The 18035-nt window shown below is 71.4% G+C and carries 18 protein-coding genes; 12 read left to right on the top strand and 6 right to left on the bottom strand.

The window, feature by feature from the left end:
* Nucleotides 1-6 precede the first annotated feature (6 nt).
* The 4 genes from ACFW22_RS11750 (at nucleotide 7) to ACFW22_RS11735 (ending at nucleotide 3539) form a co-directional block, all read left to right on the top strand.
* Entirely contained in the window at nucleotides 7-762 is a 756-nt protein-coding gene (locus ACFW22_RS11750; protein WP_386401920.1) for a (Fe-S)-binding protein, read from the top strand.
* Nucleotides 759-2237: a LutB/LldF family L-lactate oxidation iron-sulfur protein gene (locus ACFW22_RS11745; RefSeq protein ID WP_386401821.1), complete on the top strand. Its 1479-nt coding sequence runs from the start codon at nucleotides 759-761 to the stop codon at nucleotides 2235-2237. The genes ACFW22_RS11750 and ACFW22_RS11745 overlap by 4 nt, the downstream gene beginning before the upstream one ends.
* A complete protein-coding gene (locus tag ACFW22_RS11740; RefSeq protein WP_386401820.1) occupies nucleotides 2234-2908 on the top strand; it encodes a lactate utilization protein C in 675 nt (224 codons plus the stop codon). The genes ACFW22_RS11745 and ACFW22_RS11740 overlap by 4 nt, the downstream gene beginning before the upstream one ends.
* Before the next feature lie 97 nt (nucleotides 2909-3005).
* Entirely contained in the window at nucleotides 3006-3539 is a 534-nt protein-coding gene (locus ACFW22_RS11735) for a hypothetical protein (RefSeq protein ID WP_386401819.1), read from the top strand.
* A gap of 80 nt (nucleotides 3540-3619) precedes the next feature.
* Here ACFW22_RS11735 and katG read toward each other — a convergent pair whose 3' ends face one another.
* The gene (katG, locus tag ACFW22_RS11730) at nucleotides 3620-5848 is read right to left on the bottom strand and encodes a catalase/peroxidase HPI (RefSeq protein WP_386401818.1); all 2229 of its coding nucleotides are present in this window, start codon (nucleotides 5846-5848) and stop codon (nucleotides 3620-3622) included.
* A 198-nt stretch (nucleotides 5849-6046) separates the two neighbouring features.
* Between katG and ACFW22_RS11725 the strand changes: the two genes are divergently transcribed.
* Nucleotides 6047-6457: a Fur family transcriptional regulator gene (locus ACFW22_RS11725; protein ID WP_384879737.1), complete on the top strand. Its 411-nt coding sequence runs from the start codon at nucleotides 6047-6049 to the stop codon at nucleotides 6455-6457.
* Nucleotides 6458-6528: 71 nt separating this feature from the next.
* Here the strand turns inward: ACFW22_RS11725 and tpx are convergent, their stop codons facing one another.
* From tpx to ACFW22_RS11700, 5 genes are all read right to left on the bottom strand, one after another.
* Nucleotides 6529-7029: a thiol peroxidase gene (tpx, locus tag ACFW22_RS11720; RefSeq protein ID WP_384879734.1), complete on the bottom strand. Its 501-nt coding sequence runs from the start codon at nucleotides 7027-7029 to the stop codon at nucleotides 6529-6531.
* A gap of 242 nt (nucleotides 7030-7271) precedes the next feature.
* A complete protein-coding gene (locus ACFW22_RS11715) occupies nucleotides 7272-8558 on the bottom strand; it encodes an MFS transporter (RefSeq protein WP_386401815.1) in 1287 nt (428 codons plus the stop codon).
* Complete coding sequence (locus tag ACFW22_RS11710; protein ID WP_386401813.1) at nucleotides 8545-10278, bottom strand: condensation domain-containing protein; 1734 nt, start codon at nucleotides 10276-10278, stop codon at nucleotides 8545-8547. Before ACFW22_RS11710 ends, ACFW22_RS11715 begins: the two co-directional genes overlap by 14 nt.
* Nucleotides 10275-11591 (bottom strand): DUF6271 family protein, encoded by a 1317-nt coding sequence (locus tag ACFW22_RS11705; protein ID WP_386401811.1) that lies wholly within the window; start codon nucleotides 11589-11591, stop codon nucleotides 10275-10277. The genes ACFW22_RS11710 and ACFW22_RS11705 overlap by 4 nt, the downstream gene beginning before the upstream one ends.
* Nucleotides 11573-12697, bottom strand: coding sequence for a phytanoyl-CoA dioxygenase family protein (locus ACFW22_RS11700; protein WP_386401809.1), 1125 nt, complete (start codon nucleotides 12695-12697; stop codon nucleotides 11573-11575). Before ACFW22_RS11700 ends, ACFW22_RS11705 begins: the two co-directional genes overlap by 19 nt.
* A 308-nt stretch (nucleotides 12698-13005) precedes the next feature.
* On the opposite strand from ACFW22_RS11700, the gene ACFW22_RS11695 reads away from it, so the two are divergent.
* The 7 genes from ACFW22_RS11695 to ACFW22_RS11665 all read left to right on the top strand — a co-directional run bounded on the left by ACFW22_RS11695 (nucleotide 13006) and on the right by ACFW22_RS11665 (nucleotide 18021).
* Nucleotides 13006-13863, top strand: coding sequence for an aminoacyl--tRNA ligase-related protein (locus ACFW22_RS11695; RefSeq protein ID WP_386401807.1), 858 nt, complete (start codon nucleotides 13006-13008; stop codon nucleotides 13861-13863).
* A gap of 65 nt (nucleotides 13864-13928) precedes the next feature.
* Nucleotides 13929-14159 (top strand): acyl carrier protein, encoded by a 231-nt coding sequence (locus ACFW22_RS11690; RefSeq protein ID WP_386401805.1) that lies wholly within the window; start codon nucleotides 13929-13931, stop codon nucleotides 14157-14159.
* A 100-nt stretch (nucleotides 14160-14259) separates the two neighbouring features.
* A complete protein-coding gene (locus ACFW22_RS11685) occupies nucleotides 14260-14829 on the top strand; it encodes a 4'-phosphopantetheinyl transferase family protein (RefSeq protein ID WP_386401803.1) in 570 nt (189 codons plus the stop codon).
* A 264-nt stretch (nucleotides 14830-15093) separates the two neighbouring features.
* Complete coding sequence (locus tag ACFW22_RS11680; protein ID WP_386401801.1) at nucleotides 15094-15927, top strand: DUF4397 domain-containing protein; 834 nt, start codon at nucleotides 15094-15096, stop codon at nucleotides 15925-15927.
* Between the two features lie 87 nt (nucleotides 15928-16014).
* Entirely contained in the window at nucleotides 16015-16698 is a 684-nt protein-coding gene (locus ACFW22_RS11675; RefSeq protein ID WP_386401799.1) for a class F sortase, read from the top strand.
* Entirely contained in the window at nucleotides 16695-17303 is a 609-nt protein-coding gene (locus ACFW22_RS11670) for an RNA polymerase sigma factor (RefSeq protein ID WP_386401797.1), read from the top strand. Before ACFW22_RS11675 ends, ACFW22_RS11670 begins: the two co-directional genes overlap by 4 nt.
* Nucleotides 17287-18021 carry an anti-sigma factor gene (locus ACFW22_RS11665; protein ID WP_386401795.1) on the top strand — a complete coding sequence of 245 codons (735 nt, stop codon included), beginning with the start codon at nucleotides 17287-17289 and terminating at the stop codon, nucleotides 18019-18021. The genes ACFW22_RS11670 and ACFW22_RS11665 overlap by 17 nt, the downstream gene beginning before the upstream one ends.
* The last annotated feature ends 14 nt before the right edge of the window (nucleotides 18022-18035 follow it).

Here is an 18035-nt window from a genome sequence, read left to right as displayed (position 1 = left end):
GCCGCGATGCGGGTCGCCCTGTTCCTGACCTGTGTCAACGACACGCTCTATCCGGACACCGGCCGCGCCGTCGTGCGGCTGCTGACCAGACTGGGCGTGGACGTCGACTTCCCGCCGGGACAGACCTGTTGCGGCCAGGCCCACTACAACACCGGCTACCGGCACCGGGCCGAGCCGCTCGCCCGCCGGTACGCGGAAGTGTTCGCCGGGTACGACGCGATCGTCACCCCGTCCGGTTCCTGCGGCGCCATGGTCCGGGAACTCTATCCGCGCATGGGGGAGCGGGCCCGCGCAGAGGGCCGCGGCGACGGCCTGGCCACCGCCTTGGCCCCCGTCGTGCCCAAGACGTACGAACTCACCGAGTTCCTCGTGGACGTCCTCGGCGTCACGGACGTCGACGCCCACTACCCGCACACCGTCACCTATCACCCGACCTGTCACGGGCTGCGCGGCCTCGGCCTCGGCGAGCGACCGCTGAACCTGCTGCGTGCGGTCAAGGGGCTCGAACTGCTGGAGCTGCCCGGCGCCGAGGAGTGCTGCGGCTTCGGCGGAACCTTCGCGGTGAAGAACCCCGACGTATCGGCGGCCATGGGCACCGACAAGGTGCGCAACGCCGAAGCCACCGGAGCCGAGGTGCTGTGCGCGGCCGACAACTCCTGTCTGATGCACCTCGGCGGCACGATGTCCCGCCTGAAGGTCGGCATGCGCCCCGTCCACATCGCCGAGATCCTGGCGAGCACCGAAGAGGAGCCCCTGGCATGAGCGGAACCTTCGTCGGCATGCCCGCCTTCCCCGCTGCCGCGCGCGAGGCCGTCCGCGACGACACGCTGCGCGCCAACCTGCGGCACGCCACCCACACCATCCGCGACAAACGGGCCGCCGCGGTCGCCGAGGTGTCCGACTGGGCCGCCCTGCGCGAGGCCGGCAAGCAGATCAAGGAGCACACCCTCCGCAACCTCGACCGCTACCTCGTACGGCTGGAGGAGTCCGTCACCGCCGCCGGAGGGACCGTCCACTGGGCGGCGGACGCCGACGAGGCCAACCGGATCGTGACCCGCCTCGTCCAGGAGACCGGCGAGAGCGAGGTCGTCAAGGTCAAGTCCATGGCCACCCAGGAGATCGGACTCAACGAAGCCCTCGAAGCGGCCGGCATCTCCGCCTACGAGACCGATCTCGCCGAGCTCATCGTGCAAGTGGGCAAGGACCGTCCCTCGCACATCCTCGTCCCCGCCATCCACCGCAACCGCCGCGAGATCCGTGACGTCTTCCGCGCGGAGATGGGGGAGTGGGGTCGACCGGCGCCCGAAGGACTCACCGACGAGCCGGCCGCGCTCGCCGAAGCCGCGCGACTGCACCTGCGGGAGAAGTTCCTGCGCGCCAAGGTCGCCGTCTCGGGCGCCAACTTCATGGTCGCCGAGACCGGCACCCTCGTCGTGGTGGAGTCCGAGGGCAACGGCCGGATGTGCCTGACGCTGCCCGAGACGCTGATCTCGGTCGTCGGCATCGAGAAGACCGTGCCCACCTGGCGGGACCTGGAGGTCTTCCTCCAGACCCTGCCCCGCTCCTCGACCGCCGAGCGGATGAACCCGTACACCTCGATGTGGACCGGCACGACGGACGACGACGGCCCGCGGAACTTCCACCTCGTCCTGCTCGACAACGGCCGCACCGACACCCTCGCCGACGACGTCGGTCGCCAAGCGCTGCGCTGCATCCGCTGCTCCGCCTGTCTGAACGTCTGCCCGGTCTACGAGCGGGCCGGCGGCCACGCCTACGGCTCGGTCTACCCCGGCCCCATCGGCGCCATCCTCAGCCCCCAACTGCGCGGCACCCGAAGCGAGATCGACGCCTCCCTCCCCTACGCCTCCTCCCTGTGCGGGGCCTGCTACGAGGTCTGCCCAGTGGCCATCGACATCCCCGAGGTCCTGGTGCACCTGCGCGAACGGATCGTCCAGGGCGGCCCCGTGACGCGCGGGGGAGAGAAGGTCGTGCTGAAGCCGGCCAAGGGGCACGCGGCGGAGCGCGCCGCGATGCGGGCAGCGAGCTGGGCCCTCGCCCGGCCGGGAGCGCTGCGCACCGGCCAGCGGCTCGCCGCGCGCACCCGCAGACTCCATCCGCAGACCCTGCCCGGGCCCGGCCGGGCCTGGACCGACAGCCGTGACCTGCCCGCCGTCCCCGCGGAGCCCTTCCGCGACTGGTGGCAGCGCACCCGTGAAGGAAAGGACGGCCCGCAGTGAGCAGTCGCGACCTGGTCCTCGGCCGCGTCCGTGCCGCGCTCGACGACATCACCCCCGACCCCACCCCGTACGAGCGGGCCGTCGACCGCGGCTATCTGCTCGAGCACGGCCACCGCACGAGCGACCGGACCGTGGACCTCCTCGCGGAGAACCTGGCCGACTACCGCGCCCTCGTGCACCGTTCTCCCGCACACGGGCTTCCGGAGCTGATCCGGCGGCTCCTGTCGGCCCGGGGCGCCCGGCGCGTCCTGGTGCCCCCGGGCCTGCCGCGCGACTGGACCGCCGCGCTCCGGGAAGCCGGTGGTCCCCGTCTGATCGAGGACCTCGCCACGAACACCGTCCACGACCTCGACCGGGCGGACGGCGTCGTCACCGGCTGTACGCTAGCCATCGCCGAAACCGGCACGATCGTCCTGGACGGATCCCCGGACCAGGGGCGCCGTCGCATCACGCTCGTCCCCGACCACCACATCTGCGTGGTCCGCGTCCCCGAGCAGGTCGTCTCCTCCGTTCCCCGAGCGGTGGCCCGTCTCGACCCCGTCCGCCCCCAGACCTGGATCTCGGGCCCGTCGGCCACCAGCGACATCGAACTCAAGCGGGTCGAGGGCGTGCACGGGCCGCGCGTCCTGGAGGTGATCCTGTGGGAACAGCAGCCCGAAGGGGCGGTGTGACCGGCTCCTTGGGCTGCGGGACCGGACCGGCGTGCGGGATCCCTGCCACCGCTCGGCATGTTCGCAGCTCAGCATGGGTGCGGGCATAATCTCCAGCATGAATGCGACCCGGATGCTGGCGGAGTTCGGTCGGACGGCCAGGATCGGGCCGATCGGCTGCAACGCCTCCCTGCCCGAGCTGGTGGCTGCCTTGGGGCAGCCCTTCATCGGCGACCCCGTCTACCAGGGGCAGCGCTGGCCCCGCTGGTTCGGCTACGGCGATCTGCAACTGGTCGTCTGCGAATGCCGGTTGGTGGTCCAGGTCATCGTGCCGGTCTGGCGCGGTGAGGTGGAGGTCCCCGATGCGCGGACGAACGGGATGGTCAGCCATCCGTCGGAAGTGACCCGCTCCCGGTTCATCGCCGCGTTGGACGCCGAGGGGTGCGACTGGAACCGGGGTCTGGACCTTCCCGGGCAGTGCACCGTGGAGACCGAGGTGGACGGCATCCGGACGGGGTTCGTGTTCGTCACCACCGAGGGCCACGAGGGTCCTCCGCTCGCGGATCCGACGCTGAGCAAGGCCGTCTCCTCGGCGTTCCACGACTGCCCGCCCGGAACGCCGGACCAGGAGGACGGCTTCGGCCGGGCCTGAGGCGGAACGACCGCGGGCGCGCGACGACCCGGTCCGGGGGCGTGAGGCCGCCCGGGCCGGGTCGCGCGGTGAGCAGGGGATCAGGCGATGTCGAACCGGTCCAGGTTCATCACCTTGTCCCAGGCCGACACGAAGTCCTGGACGAACTTCGCCTTGGCGTCGTCGCTCGCGTAGACCTCGGCCAGTGCGCGCAGTTCGCTGTTGGAGCCGAAGACCAGGTCGGCGCGGGTGCCGGTCCACTTGACCGCGCCGGTGGCCGCGTCACGACCCTCGAACGTGGTCTGGTCCTCGGAGGTGGACTTCCACTCCGTGCCCAGGTCGAGCAGGTTGACGAAGAAGTCGTTCGTCAGCTTGCCGGGCGTCTCGGTGAGGACGCCCAGCGAGGACTGCGGCTGGGTCACGCCCAGGGCGCGCAGACCGCCGACGAGGACGGTCAACTCGGGCGCGCTCAGGGTGAGCAGGTTCGCCCTGTCGATGAGCAGGTACTCGGCCGGGAGCCGGTTGCCCTTGCCCAGGTAGTTGCGGAAGCCGTCCGCGACGGGCTCCAGGGCGGCGAAGGACTCGACGTCCGTGTGCTCCTGGCCCGCGTCCACGCGGCCCGGCGTGAACGGCACCTCGATCTCCTGGCCGGCGTCCCGGGCCGCCTTCTCGACCGCCGCGACGCCCGCGAGGACGACGAGGTCGGCCAGGGAGACCTGCTTGCCCCCGTTCTGGGCGGAGTTGAAGCGCTCCTGCACGCCCTCCAGGACGCGCAGTACCTGGGCCAGCTCCTCCGGGTTGTTGACCTCCCAGTTGCGCTGCGGCTCCAGACGGATGCGAGCGCCGTTGGCGCCACCGCGCTTGTCGCTGCCGCGGAAGGAGCCGGCAGCGGCCCATGCGGCGGAGACCAGCTGGGTGACCGTGAGGTCCGAGACGAGGACCTGCTCCTTGAGGGAGGCGATGTCCGCGGCGTCGACGAGCTCGTGCGAGCGGGCGGGCAGCGGGTCCTGCCAGAGCAGCTCCTCGGACGGGACCTCGGGGCCGAGGTAGCGCACGACCGGGCCCATGTCGCGGTGGGTGAGCTTGTACCAGGCGCGGGCGAAGGCGTCCGCGAACTCGGCCGGGTTCTCGTAGAACCGCCGGGAGATCTGCTCGTAGACCGGGTCGAAGCGCAGCGACAGGTCGGTGGTGAGCATCGTCGGCAGGTGCTTCTTCGCCGGGTCGTAGGCGTCCGGGATGATCGCCTCGGCGTCCTTGGCCACCCACTGGTGGGCACCCGCGGGGCTCTTGCTCAGCTCGTACTCGTACTCGAACAGGTTCTTGAAGAACCCGTTGCCCCACTGGGTCGGCGTGGTGGTCCAGGTGACCTCCAGGCCGCTGGTGATGGCGTCCGGGCCCTTGCCGGTGCCGTACGTGCTCTTCCAGCCGAGGCCCTGGGCCTCCAGCGGAGCGGCTTCGGGGGCGGCGCCCACGTTGTCCGCGGGGCCGGCGCCGTGGGCCTTGCCGAAGGTGTGTCCGCCCGCGATGAGGGCGACGGTCTCTTCGTCGTTCATCGCCATCCGGCGGAAGGTCTCGCGGATGTCGCGGGCGGCGGCCACCGGGTCCGGGGTGCCGTTGGGGCCCTCGGGGTTGACGTAGATGAGACCCATCTGCACGGCGCCGAGCGGGTTCTCCAGCTCGCGGTCACCGGTGTAGCGCTCGTCGCCGAGCCACGTGGTCTCCGGGCCCCAGTAGACGTCCTCGTCGGGCTCCCACACGTCCGCCCGGCCGCCGGCGAAGCCGAAGGTCTCGAAGCCCATCGACTCCAGGGCCACGTTGCCGGCGAGGATCATGAGGTCGGCCCAGGAGATGTTCTGGCCGTACTTCTTCTTGACCGGCCACAGCAGACGGCGCGCCTTGTCCAGGTTGCCGTTGTCCGGCCAGCTGTTCAGCGGTGCGAAGCGCTGCTGGCCGGCACCTGCGCCACCGCGGCCGTCGCTGATGCGGTACGTGCCCGCGCTGTGCCAGGCCATGCGGACCATGAAGGGGCCGTAGTGGCCGAAGTCGGCCGGCCACCAGTCCTGCGAGGTCGTCAGGACCTCGGCGATGTCCTGCTTCACGGCCGGGAGGTCGAGGCCCTCGAAGGCCGCGGCGTAGTCGAACTCCTCGCCGAGCGGGTTGGCCACGGCGGGGTTCTTGGCGAGGATCTTCAGGTTCAGCCGGTTCGGCCACCACTGGCTGTTGCCGCCGCCCTGGGTCGGGTGGGCGGCGCGTCCGTGCGCCACGGGACAGCCGCCCTCCGGCTTCGCGTCTACGACGGTTGCGTCGTGGTTCTCACGGTTCTCAGACATGGGAATCCTTCCGGACCTGGCGGATCACAGTGCCAAGGAAGTGCGGTCGGCCGAGGGGGGCGGGCGTGGATCTCACGGGCACCTCTCCCGGCGTTCCGGAACCTTCCTGTCCCTTGGCCATCTACGAAACCGATCCTACAATGGACCTTGTCCAAGTCAAGAACGATGCCAAAGCCGTCGATGAAGAAGAGGTGAGACATGAGTGACCTGCTGGAGCGCCTGCGCGCGCGAGGCTGGCGGATGACGTCCCAGCGACGGGTCGTCGCGGAGGTCCTGGCCGGGGAACACGTGCACCTCACGGCGGACGAGGTGCACGCGCGTGCGGTGGCGCGGCTGCCGGAGATCGCCCGGGCGACGGTCTACAACACCCTCGGCGAGCTGGTCGCCCTGGGGGAGGTCGTGGAGCTCTCCACGGACGGGAGGGCCAAGCGCTACGACCCGAACGCGCACCGGCCGCACCAGCACCTGGTCTGCTCGAACTGCGGCACCATCCGCGACGTCCACCCCACGGGGGACCCGCTCGCGGTCCTGCCGGCAGCGGAGCGGTACGGCTTTGCGGTGACGAAGGCGGACGTCACCTACCGGGGGCTCTGCCCGGGGTGTGCCTGAGCCGGACGCACGAGGAGCCCCCCACCGCGGTCGGTGGGGGGCTCCTCCTGTGCGTCCTGCTCCGGTGGCGACTACTTCAGGACGGCGAGCGCCTCCTCGTAGCTCGGCTCGTCGGCGATCTCGCCCACGAGCTGCGCGTGCAGGACGGTGTCGTTCTCGTCGAGCACGACGACGGCGCGGGCGGTCAGGCCGGCCAGCGGGCCGTCCGCGATCTCCACGCCGTAGTTGGTGTGGAACTCACGACCGCGCAGGGTCGACAGGTTCTTGACGTTCTCCAGGCCCTCCGCACCGCAGAAGCGGGCCTGGGCGAAAGGCAGGTCGGCGGAGATGCAGAGGACGACCGTGTTCTCCAGCTGCCCGGCCTTCTCGTTGAAGGCGCGGACGGAGGAGGCGCACGTCGGGGTGTCCACGCTCGGGAAGATGTTGAGGACCTTGCGCAGACCCGCGTAGTCCTTCAGCGACTTGTCCGCCAGCCCCTCGGCGACGAGGGTGAAGTCGGGAGCCGAGCTGCCGGGGGTCGGCAGGGCGCCGTTGACCTGCACGGGGCTGCCCTTGAGCGTGACCTGGGCCATGGGATCTCCTTCAGACGTAAAGATGGCAACGGGAGGAATCGTACGGACTGCTGGCCCGGTCGTACGACACGGCCGCTGCGGGACCCCTCGTCACGGGGCGCGGCGGGCGGGGTGCGCCGCGTGAAGGGCCCGACGGGTCGTCGTCCGCCCGGGGCGCCGGATCGCCGCCCCCCGCCCGTGCCCACGGCGGATCACTGCTGGTCCCGGTGCGGGGGCTCCTCCGGGACCGGAGGCGGCGGCGCTCAGCCGGCGGCGGTCGGAACCCTTTCCCCGGGACCCGTCCCGGAAGCGTCCGACGGAGCCCGACGGAGTGCACGGACGGCCGGCACGGAGAGCATGACGGCGATGCACACCAGGCCCATCACGGAGGAGAACAACAGGACGCGGTCCGCCCCCACGCTGTCCGCGGCCGGGCCGGACAGCGCCCGGCCCAGCGGGATGACCATGATGGAACCGGCGACGTCGTACGCGGAGACGCGGCTCAGGACGGCGAGCGGAATGTGGGACTGCACGCTCGTCGCCCACATGACGCCCCAGAAGGCGAAGCCGCAGCCGGCCACCACACCGGTGAGCGCCGTGACGGCGAACGACCATCCCAGCGCGGGGGCCAGGGGGTTGAGGGAGAAGAAGAACATGGCGCAGGCGCCCGCGACGAGCGGTCGGCGCGGTCTGACCCGCAGGCCGAGCAGTCCGCCGATGATCGTGCCGGCGCCGTCCGCAGAGGCGATCCAGCCGTACCCGCTCGCGCCGTGCTGCTCGGTGAGCAGTGCCGCACCGAGCGGCAGGGCCGGGCCGAAGACGAACAGCCCGTAGACGGCCCAGACGGCGATGACGCCCCACAGCCAGGAACGGGACCGGAACTCGTGCCAGCCGGTGGCGAGCCGCTGCCAGATCGGTTCGTCGCTCTCGTCCCGCGCGGTACCGAGCTTCCGCAGCGGTGCCAGACCGAGCGCACTGCACGCATATGCAGCGGCAATCACCAGGAAGGAGCCGGCGACGTCCCAGTACGCCACGAGCAGACCGGAGAGACCGGGACCGACCAGCGTGCAGATCGACTCGGAGACCCGGAGCAGCGCATTGGCCCGTTGGATGTCCTCGGCGACCCGGGGCACCAGGCTCGCCAGACCGGGTTGGAACATGGCCGTCGCCGCGCCGCTGAGCGCCAGCAGCGCCATCATGTGCCACAACCGCATGTCGCCGAAGGCGAGCAGTGCCGCGAGCGCCAGCATGGCCACCATGCGCACCACGTCGGCGCCGACCATCATCACCTGGGGGGTGAACCGGTCGGCGAACACGCCCCCGAAGAGCACGAGCAGGACGATCGGCGCCATCCAGGCGGCCAGCGCGTAGCCCACGCCAGCGGCACCGTATCCCGCCCCCAGGACCGCGGTCGTGAGGGAGACCATCAGCATGCCGTCGGCGAGGAGCGAAGTGCTGCGGGCGGTGAAGAACAGCCGGAAGCGACTCGAACGCCACGGGCTGGGAAGGGAGTCCTGCTTCCGCTGGACGGTGGGGTCATTCTTCGTCATGTCGCATGCGCCGGTCGCGGCCGGCCCCTTCCCTGAGAATCCGCTGCCCGAGCCAGGCACTGGTTCGGGCCGCCTCCACGGGCGCGTCCCGCACGATCACGTACCGGCCCGGGGCCAGTACGCCGGGGTGCCCCGGAAGGGCGTCCAGCAGGGCCGTGTGCGCCTCCGCAGGAGAGAGCGGGGTCGCACCGGCGGCGATGAACGCCGTGAGACCGGCCGGAGCCTCGTCCTCCGGTGTGTCCGGTGCATCCGACGGGTCCGGGGCGACATGCACGGGAACGCCCCCCAGGGCCTTGCCGAGCACCTCCGCCACTTCGGACGGCGACACCCAGCAACCGTCCACGCGGAGCCAGTTCGCACCGCGCTCGACGGGATGCACGCCCGTCACCTCGGTGAGCGCGGAGAGCGGTACGTCCTGCGTCGAGGCCGCCTCCAGGAGCCGTACGAGGCCGGCGAGGAACCCCTCGGCCTCTTCCGGGGCGAACAGGGCGGGATCGAACCACAGTCCGAGCCGGAGCAGGGGTGCCGTCTCGTGGACGAAGGTCAGGACACGGGTCGGCAACACCTGGACCGGTCCCCGGGTCACCTCGAACGCGGGGCCGTCGGGATCGTCCGCGGGCGGGGTCCTCGGGAGCGCGCTGACGTCGTTGAACACGACGTCGCGGGCGAACCGGCTGCCGCGCTCGTGGGTGACCGCGTCGATCATGTCCCACAGCAGGACCGCGTCGAACTGGCTGTGGCGGTAGGCGTTGAGCGCTGCGCCCCACGCCTTGCTCACGAGGGCGTCGAAGGACGGCACCCGCAGGTCGAGGGAGAGCAGCGCGTCCTGGGACACGGTGTTCACCGAGCGGGCGAGCCGGGGCAGGAACCGGTTGGAGGTCGGGACGGCGGCGACGCAGACCGGCTGGCCGGCCCGGTGGGCGACGAGTGCGCACCAGGCCGCGAGCAGCACGGTGGACGGCAGACCGCCGGTGCGTTCCGCCACGAGGGCGAGCGCCCGGGCGCCCCGCAGCGACCGGAGCGTCAACTGCTCCGCGGAGACTTCGGCGCCGCCGGGCTCCGCGAACATCGCCTGGGGCTCGGTGCGGATGATCCGCTCCCAGTGCCGCAGCGAGGCGCGGGACTTCCGGACCCCGCGTGCGGTCGCCTCTTCGGCGGCGAGGTCCAGCGGGGTGAAGGCGGTGACGGGCGGGAGCGTCCGGCCGGCGAGGAGGTCGAGCCAGTCCTCTTCCAGGACGGAGAGGGCGCGGACGTCCGTGACCGCGTGGCTCGCGGCCAGGGCGACGAACACGGGGGTGCCGGCCCGGGCGACGAGGGAGATCCGCAGGCCGAAGTCCCGGTCCAAACGGAAGCGTTCGACACGGCCGAGGCGGGCCACGGCGTCCGCGTACTCGGACGACTCCGCCGGGAGTTCCGGGTGGTCGAGCACGGTGACGGCGAATTCGCCGGCGGAGTGGACGACCTGCTCGCGGGGAGCCTCGCCCGGCAGGTGCGGGAAGGTCGTGCGCAGTGCCTCGTGCCGCACCACCAGGGCGCGCAGCGCGTCGATGACCTCCTCGGTGCGGGTCCCGGTGGGCACCGGCCACACGTCGTGGATGTTGATGTGCTCGGGCTCGTCCCGCAGCATGCAGCGGATCATGTTGGCCTGGCCCATCGTCACCGGCCCCCGGCGCTCCTCGCCACCCGCGTAGCGGACCGTGAGGCTGTGGGTCTTCGTCATGCGGTGTCCTCCGGAAGCGTCCGGTGGGTGCGGCTGGCGTGGACCAGCGCTGCCCAGGCGTCGATCAGGAGGGCGAACTCGGCCATGTCCGCACGGGCTTCCTCGACGAGTTGCGCGCGGCGGTCGGCGAACAGGTCCGCCGCCGTGGCGTAGCGGCCCCCGAGCTTGCGGTAGGAGCGGTCGACCACGTCGAGTCGTTCGGCGCTCTCCGAGGGGTCGAGCCGGGTGCTGCTCCGGACGAGGTCGGCCACGGCCGAGGCGCGGATCTCGCCCCCGGCATCGAGCAGGGAGTCACCGGCCGTCGCGGTCGCCGCGTACACGGAGCGCAGGTGCGGGGTCGCCAGCAGGAACTTCACGAACCGCAGCTGGTAGGCGAGGAACCCCCGGTCCGAGCGCCGCTCTCCGGTGTGGAAGTTGACGATGTGCCGGTTGTGCAGCACGCCGGGCAGCCGGGCGTCGTGGACGAGGTGGAGGAGGAAGTAGTCGCTGCCGATGGTCTCGGTGGCGGGTGGGAGCGGAACCCGTCCGTAGACCGCGCGCGAGAGGGCGATGTTGCACATGTCGACGCGCATCGGACTGACCGAGGTGAGCGTGCTCAGGTCACGGGTGAACGCAGTGGTCCCGGCCCCCCGAAAGGATTCCGCGATGAGGTTCCGGCGCCAGATCTCCGGATACCCGTCCGGGAGGGTCAGCCCGATGAGGTCCTCGTAGACGGCGGGGTCGAGGGTGTGGATCTCCGCGACGTCCACGGACATCTCGCCGACGAAGGAACCTCCGACCACCGCCACCGGCCGGTCGGCACAGGCGGGGGCGAGACGGCTCCGGCTCACCAGCCCGGCCGCTTCGGAGGCGCGACGGCCGAGTGCCGCCAGCTCGTGGTGGATCGGGAAGACCGGCTCGCCGTCCAGGTGCTGGTAGCGGCTGTCGGAGTCCCGGCGGTGCACCGAGGCGCAGCCCAGGGCCTCGGCGAACAGGAAGGCGCGGTTGGTGCAGGCGCCGTAGGAGACCCCGGACGGCAGCATCAGCTCCAGCAGTCGATCGGCCCCGGCGGTGCCGGACCGTGTGATCACCCCGTGCAGGAAGGCGCGCTGCTCGGTCTCGTCGAGGTGGTGGACGATCACGCCCGGTGCCGGGGGCAGGGCGGCCACGGCCTCCCGGTGCCCGGCGAGGGCCTCGGCCCCGGAGGAGTCCAGGACCAGCAGGTGCACCTCGACGCCGAAGCGGCGGGCGCCGTACGCGGCCTCTTCGGCGACCGCCCGGATGGTTTCGGCGCAGGGGCGGTTGGTGGGCAGGGTCAGGCAGACGCGGCGCACGACGGCTCCTCGTCCGCGTGCCCGTGCACGTCTCCGGTCGCGCCCGCGCCCGTGGCCGTCGCCTCGGCGGTGTCCCGCCAGGAGGTCAGCCCGAGGAGACGGCTGCCGAGCTCGTTGAGGGCGGCCGTGGGGTAGCGCTTGGACTCGTGCAGGACGGGGTCGCCGACCAGGGTGCGGTTCCAGCGCGGGGTGCGCAGGTGGCGCCAGGATTCGACGCGGGACTTCCGCAGCTTGGCGTGCTCCTCCAGCGCCGGCATCATCGACAGGTACTGGACGGCGCGCACCTGGTCGGCGGAGGTGTTGCGGGCCACGCCGTGGGCGAGCAGCCCGTTCCAGATCAGCAGGTCACCGGGGTGCAGATCGGGCCGGACGACGGGGAACTCCGTCCGGTCCACGGCGGGCCTGAGGGGGTCCCGGTCCGCGGGCTGGCCGATTTTCCACTCCTCGAAGCGCCGGAAGAGCTCCGGACAGCACTGGAAACCACCGGATTCCGGACGGGTGTCGTTGAGCGCGATGATTCCCTGCACGCGCTGCGGGGGCACGCCGAGGGTGGTGTCGATGTCCCAGTGCAGTTCGATGTCGAAGCCCCGGTCGGTGGGTTCGATCAGGGCGCGGTCGCGGTTCTTGACGTTGGGCGGGTTGAGGTTGAGCCGGTCCTGGGTGACCCAGAGTTCCTCGCAGTCCCAGACGTCCACGAAGGCGTCGTAGACCCGCTGCGACTGGCGGCTGTCCCAGAGCAGTTGGTGGTGGTACGCCTCCACGAAGCCGTACACGTGCAGTTGTCGGTCCAGTTCCGAGCGGAACGGCCGGTCCTCGTACCAGCTGTCCGGCCGGTTCGGGTCCAGACCCTGGAAGTCCCAGGTGAAGTCGAGCAGGCGCCGGGCGGCTTCCGCGGGGATCGCCTCGCGGACGATGACGTAGCCGTACGTCTGCCAGTGGGCGAAGTCGTCTTCGGAGAGGACCCGCAGCGGCCGGGACTTCTTCAGCTCCCGCAGGGTGGTCTGGGCGAGGTACGACTCGCCGTCCGTGCTGAAGTACGGCAGGTCCGACGCGGCCCGGTGCAGACGGGGGCGGCGGGCGGCGCGGTACGGAGCGGGTGTCGTCATGGAGTCCCTCCAGAGGCGGTGGCCGGAGGTCAGGCGGCCACGTTGCTCAGAAGAATTGGTTTAGACCATGAGTCCTGTCAAGTCTGTGCGCGACGTGTGCGGTTGGTGACCCAGGGGCGCGGGGTGCACATGGCGGAGATGCCCGGAGTGGGGCGACTTTGGTCTAGACAACTAAGGGTGAGCTGGCCTAAGGTCCCCTTGCGCAGTCCGGTCCCTGATGGAGCATCAGGCGGCTTCTTCGCCGTGCCGCGGTCGACGAAGACCCCACGCCTCGACTGTTCGCCCACGCCCAGAGGGAGCGGTTTTCCATGAGCACACCCGGTACGACGGCGCTGCCGGACGGCGGTCTGAAGAGCCCGGGCGCCGGCCTGATGGTCCTCGACCCGGTCCACACCGCCCTGCTGCACGGACTGGACGAACTCCTCGGCGGCCTGGCCGCACGCCTCTCCGCCCCCGAGGTGGTCGGCCCGCCGCTGCTCTCCGTGGAGGGGCTCGCCCGCCTCGACTTCTTCCGCAACTTCCCCCACCTCGGAGTCTCCGCCGGACGGTTCGCCCCCGATGCCCTCGACGGCCTCGCCGCCGGGGAGGCGCCAGCCGAACTGCCGCTCCGTCCCACCGGCCATCTCCTGCCGTCCGCCACCTGCTACGGCCTGCTCCTCTCCCTGGAGGGCCGGGACGTCGGCGAGGACGGACTGCGCCTCTCCGCGGTCGGCCGCTGCTTCCGGAACGAGACCCATTACGAAGGGCTGAAGCGGTTGTGGGGCTTCCACATGCGCGAGGTCCTCTACCTCGGCACCCAGCAGGGGGCTCTCGAACACCTGGAAAGGGGAGCCGAGTTCATCCGGGAGGCCGCCGCACGCCTCGGACTGGAGCTGAACCGGGCGGTGGCCGACGACCCCTTCTACGACAAGGGCGGCTCCCGGGCCCGCCTGATGGCGCTCGATCCCGTCAAGCACGAGTTCAGCGCCCCCGACGGCACGGCCATCGCCTCCGTCAACCGGCACCGCAACTTCTTCGGCGAGCGCCTCGACATCCGCGCGGGAGCCGAGGGCCCCGCCTACAGCGCCTGCGTCGCCTTCGGCGTCGAACGCTGGGTCCACGCGATGGTCCTCGCCCACGGCACCCCCGAGCGGGCGCTCGACCGACTCCGCGAGGCCCGCGGCTAGGAAGTGCTCCGCCACACGCCCGGCACCTCCGTGCGCACGCATCCCGTCACAGCAAGGAGCACCCCATGGAACCCATCACCGCTTGGCTCCACGAGAAGAACCCGGGTCTCGAAGGGCCCATCGACACCGACGAGGACCTCATCGAGGCCCGACTCATCGACTCCATGGACTTCCTGGAGTTCGTCGACCTCCTGGAAGAACTGTCCGGGAGCTCCATCGACCTCCAGGAAGTCACCATCGACGATTTCCGGACCATCGGCCGTGTCCAGGAGCGCTTCCTGAGCGGGGTCGAGTGAGGCCGCGCTCCCGACCGCATCGACGCGCCTGACCGTGCCGTACCCGCCACCACCCCCGCCGACCGCGACCGCTGTGACCACGGGGACACGGGTCGCGGTCATGAGCACCGGGGAGGTCCTGGACCGCCCGGAACTCCACGAGGGACTGCTCGCCCCGTGGGAACGCCAACGGCTCGACCGGATCCGCGTCCCGGGGCGCCGCGACGACGTGCTGGCGGCCCGCCTCCTCGTACGGTTCTGCATCGCCCGGTTCACCGGCCTCCCCCTGGACGCCGCGGGCCCGGAGCAGTTCTGCGCCGAGTGCGGGCAGCACGGTCACGGACGCCCCCGCCTGAGCCGCTACCCCGGGCTCGGGGTCAGCCTGAGCCATGCCGACGGGCTGGTCGCGGCGGCGATCGGCCCCGGCCCGGTCGGCGTGGACGTGGAGCCCACGACCCGACGTCCCGGCCCCCTGCCCGTGCTCCGGAGACTGCTGCCCGAGACCGAAGTGGACCAAGCCCTCACCGCGCCGGACCCGGACGCGGAGCTGCTCCGCCTCTGGGTGCGGGGCGAGGCGCGCTTCAAGGCGGGCGGTCGTGAGGGCCTGCGGCTCGCGGAATGGACCGATCGCGACCGGCGGGCCGTGGTGGCGGTCGCCGGCACCACCCCCCGCGTCGCAGCGAGGTTCTGACGACCGCACGGAGCCGCCCGCCGTGGGATCGCTCCCGCAGGGCGGACCGCGTCCCGTTCACGGGGCCGTCCTCCGGTCGTCGAACGGTCACGCGGTCCCCGGGGCGGGCCCGACCACGGCTCCGGTCCGGGGAAGAGGCGCGTTCCCGGATCCTGGCCATCTGGGAAAACCGGCCGCAGAGTGAAACCGATCGGCACCCGACGGGCGAATGCCTCCCCAACACGAGGTTCGAGGTCACCTCGACCGGATGAAGGGCAGATCGTCATGAACGCTCGTACGACAGGCGCTTTCCTCGCCGCCGGCACCGCCGTCGTCCTCTCCGTGTCCGCGGGTGTTCCCGCCCTGGCCGCGTCGCAGGCCGAAGACGAACAGGCCACGGTGTCGGTGCTGCACGCCGTGCCCGGGCTGACCGTGGACGTGTACGCCGGGGACAAGGAGCTGCTGCCGGACTTCGCCCCGGGAACGCTCACCGATCCGCTGAAGCTCGACGCGGGCTCCTATGACATCAAGATCTTCAAGGACGGGGAAGGCCCCGCGGGAACCCCCGCCATCGAGAAGACGGTGGACGTGCCCGCCGGCGCCAACGCCACGCTGGTCGCCCACCTGACGGCCGACGGCAAACCGGCCCTCGACGCGTATGTGAACGACACGTCCAAGATCCCCGCCGGCAAGGCCCGCGTCACCGTCCGGCACGTCGCCGCGGCGCCTGCGGTGGACGTCCGGGCGGACGGCACCCCGGTCTTCAAGGGGCTGGAGAACCCCAAGGAGGCAGCGGGCGAGGTGGACGCGGGCAGCATCTCGGCGGACGTGGTGCTGGCCGGAACCGAGACGGTGGCCCTCGGCCCCGCCACGCTGGACCTGGCCGAGGGCAGCAACACGATCGTCTACGCCTGGGGCAGCGCCGCGGACGAGAACCTCGCGTTGAAGACCCAGATCGTCACCGGCATGCACTCCGCTCCGTCCGGCGTCCCCGCGGGCGAGACCGGAGAGGCGGTCGCGCACAACCAGAACGCGCGGATCGGCGCGGTCTCCCTCGCCGCCCTCCTGGCCCTCGGCACCACCGGCTACCTCCTGCGCCGCCGCTCCGACGCCAGCTGACCCCGCGTCCCACCCCCCTTCCGCCGCGGTCGGCCGTGACACCCCGGCCGCGGCGGACGGCCCCATCCTTCGGAAGGCTCCTCCACCATGGGCAAGCCCCGCACCGGGCGGGTGAAAGCACTCGGGCTGTTCCTGGGGCTCTTCGGCGTCTTCGCAGCGGTCCTCTCCGGCGTTGCCCTCCGGCCCGCCGAACCGAACGCCGCCGCCGATTTCGGAAACCCCGGGACCGGCACGGCGTCAACGGTGACGGTCGAGAAGCGCACCCCGGCCGTCCCGCAACCGCCGGCCGGGCAGCCCCGTTCCGCTCCGGCACGACCACCGGCCCCGCCGGAGAACATCTCGATCCCCCGCCTCGGGGTGAGCGCACCCGTCGACTCCGTGGGGGTGGCCCCCGACGGACAAGTGGTGGTCCCGGAGGATCCGGACCGGTTGGGCTGGTACCGCTTTTCCCCCGCCCCCGGCACGGGAGAGGGATCTTCCGTGATCGTCGGCCACGTCGATGCCGTGGGACGCGGTCTGGGCGTGCTCGCCGTGCTCGGCGAAGCCAGGGAAGGCGACCGGGTGCTCGTCGGACGGCGCGACGGGACCGAGGTGACCTATCGCGTCGTCGCGCGGCGCACGATCGCCAAGACGGCCCTCGGAGAGTCCGGAGCCTTCCGGCGCGACGGGGAACCGGTGCTGACGCTCATCACCTGCGCCGGACCGTACCTCCCCGACGGCGGCGGGTACCAGAACAACCTGGTCGTCACGGCAGCGGAGGTGCCCCGGTGACGACGCCCTGGGGTGGTGGCGAGGTCCTGGCAGGGGGCACTGCGGGTGCGGGCGCCGAACGGCCGGACCGTCTGGGAGAGCGGTTCTCCGGAGGTGACGAGACCTCCCTCAACGAGGCCTACCGCCAATGGGGCCCTCTGGTGTACACCATGGCCGTCCGGAAGCTCGGTGACGCCGAGGAGGCCAAGGACGTGATCCAGCAGGTGTTCGTCGGAGCGTGGGACGGGCGCAAGACCTTCGACCCGACCCGCGGTTCCCTGAAGACCTGGATCCTGGGCATCACGCACAAGAAGATCATCGATGCGTTGCGCCGCCGCGCACGACACCTGAGGGACGTCGAGGCGGTGACGGCGGTCTCGGGCCGCCCGGAGGAATCCGTCCCCCTGACCGAGTCACTGTTGGAGTACGTGACCCTGACGCGCGAGATGGAGGCCCTTCCCGAGCAACAGCAACTCGTGCTCAAGATGGCCTTCTACGAGGACCTCTCCCAGTCCCAGATCGCAGAACGCACCGGGCTGCCCCTCGGCACTGTCAAGAGCTACACCCGCCGTGGTCTGATGCGACTGAAGAAGAGGCTGGAGGTGGACGGTGAAGCACGTCGATGAAGAGGGCTTGGCGATGATGGCACTCGGGGAAGGTTCGGATCCAGCAGAATCCATCCACCTGCGCGAGTGCGCGCGGTGCAGGCGGGACCTGGACCACCTCCGCGACGCGGTGGCGACCCTGCGGACACCGGTGATCGCGGAGGAGGACCTGCTCACGCCCCCGGACACGGTGTGGGAAGGGATCGCCGCCGAACTCAGGATCCCCGACCGGGTCGTCGCCTTCCCCGCCGGTGGCCGGAGCGGTGCCACGGCGACGTCACTGCCGGGGGCCGGCCGGCGGACCCGTCGCTTCGCGGTCGCCCTGGCGGCCTGCGCGGCCCTGCTCGGTGCGGCCTCCGGCAGCGCGATCACCTGGTGGCTGACGAAACCGCAAGCACCTGCGGTGCAGACCGTCGCCGAGGGCGAGCGGTTGGAAACCCTGCGCGCCAGTTCGGCCGGTTACGCGCGCCTGGAGGACCAGAGCGGACGGCGGACCCTCGACATCACCGTCAAGGGCCTTCCCGAAACGGCCGGATACTTCGAGGTCTGGCTCATGGACAGCACCCACACCAAGCTGGTGTCCATGGGGGTCCTGGGCCCCGACGGGCACGCGACCCTGCCCGTCCCCGAGACCATCGACCTGAACGAGTACTCCGTCGTCGACGTGTCGCTCCAGCCCTACAACGGCAAGACCGAGCACTCGGGCGAGAGCCTCGTCCGCGGAGCCTACGCCGGTTGACCGGCCGCCGGTCC

It is taken from the genome of Streptomyces sp. NPDC058872 (genome assembly GCF_042743065.1).
Classification (GTDB): domain Bacteria; phylum Actinomycetota; class Actinomycetes; order Streptomycetales; family Streptomycetaceae; genus Streptomyces.
Note: the sequence above shows the minus strand (reverse complement) of the source record. Positions and strands in the feature narration are given on the sequence as shown.

What these genes read in the sequence shown, in the direction of transcription:
- ACFW22_RS11750 (WP_386401920.1), top strand. Translation starts at nt 7, where the DNA reads ATGCGGGTCGCCCTGTTCCTGACCTGTGTCAACGACACGCTCTATCCG.
- ACFW22_RS11745 (WP_386401821.1), top strand. Translation starts at nt 759, where the DNA reads ATGAGCGGAACCTTCGTCGGCATGCCCGCCTTCCCCGCTGCCGCGCGC.
- ACFW22_RS11735 (WP_386401819.1), top strand. Translation starts at nt 3,006, where the DNA reads ATGAATGCGACCCGGATGCTGGCGGAGTTCGGTCGGACGGCCAGGATC.
- katG (WP_386401818.1), bottom strand. Translation starts at nt 5,848, where the DNA reads ATGTCTGAGAACCGTGAGAACCACGACGCAACCGTCGTAGACGCGAAG.
- ACFW22_RS11725 (WP_384879737.1), top strand. Translation starts at nt 6,047, where the DNA reads ATGAGTGACCTGCTGGAGCGCCTGCGCGCGCGAGGCTGGCGGATGACG.
- tpx (WP_384879734.1), bottom strand. Translation starts at nt 7,029, where the DNA reads ATGGCCCAGGTCACGCTCAAGGGCAGCCCCGTGCAGGTCAACGGCGCC.
- ACFW22_RS11715 (WP_386401815.1), bottom strand. Translation starts at nt 8,558, where the DNA reads ATGACGAAGAATGACCCCACCGTCCAGCGGAAGCAGGACTCCCTTCCC.
- ACFW22_RS11710 (WP_386401813.1), bottom strand. Translation starts at nt 10,278, where the DNA reads ATGACGAAGACCCACAGCCTCACGGTCCGCTACGCGGGTGGCGAGGAG.
- ACFW22_RS11700 (WP_386401809.1), bottom strand. Translation starts at nt 12,697, where the DNA reads ATGACGACACCCGCTCCGTACCGCGCCGCCCGCCGCCCCCGTCTGCAC.
- ACFW22_RS11695 (WP_386401807.1), top strand. Translation starts at nt 13,006, where the DNA reads ATGAGCACACCCGGTACGACGGCGCTGCCGGACGGCGGTCTGAAGAGC.
- ACFW22_RS11690 (WP_386401805.1), top strand. Translation starts at nt 13,929, where the DNA reads ATGGAACCCATCACCGCTTGGCTCCACGAGAAGAACCCGGGTCTCGAA.
- ACFW22_RS11685 (WP_386401803.1), top strand. Translation starts at nt 14,260, where the DNA reads ATGAGCACCGGGGAGGTCCTGGACCGCCCGGAACTCCACGAGGGACTG.
- ACFW22_RS11680 (WP_386401801.1), top strand. Translation starts at nt 15,094, where the DNA reads ATGAACGCTCGTACGACAGGCGCTTTCCTCGCCGCCGGCACCGCCGTC.
- ACFW22_RS11675 (WP_386401799.1), top strand. Translation starts at nt 16,015, where the DNA reads ATGGGCAAGCCCCGCACCGGGCGGGTGAAAGCACTCGGGCTGTTCCTG.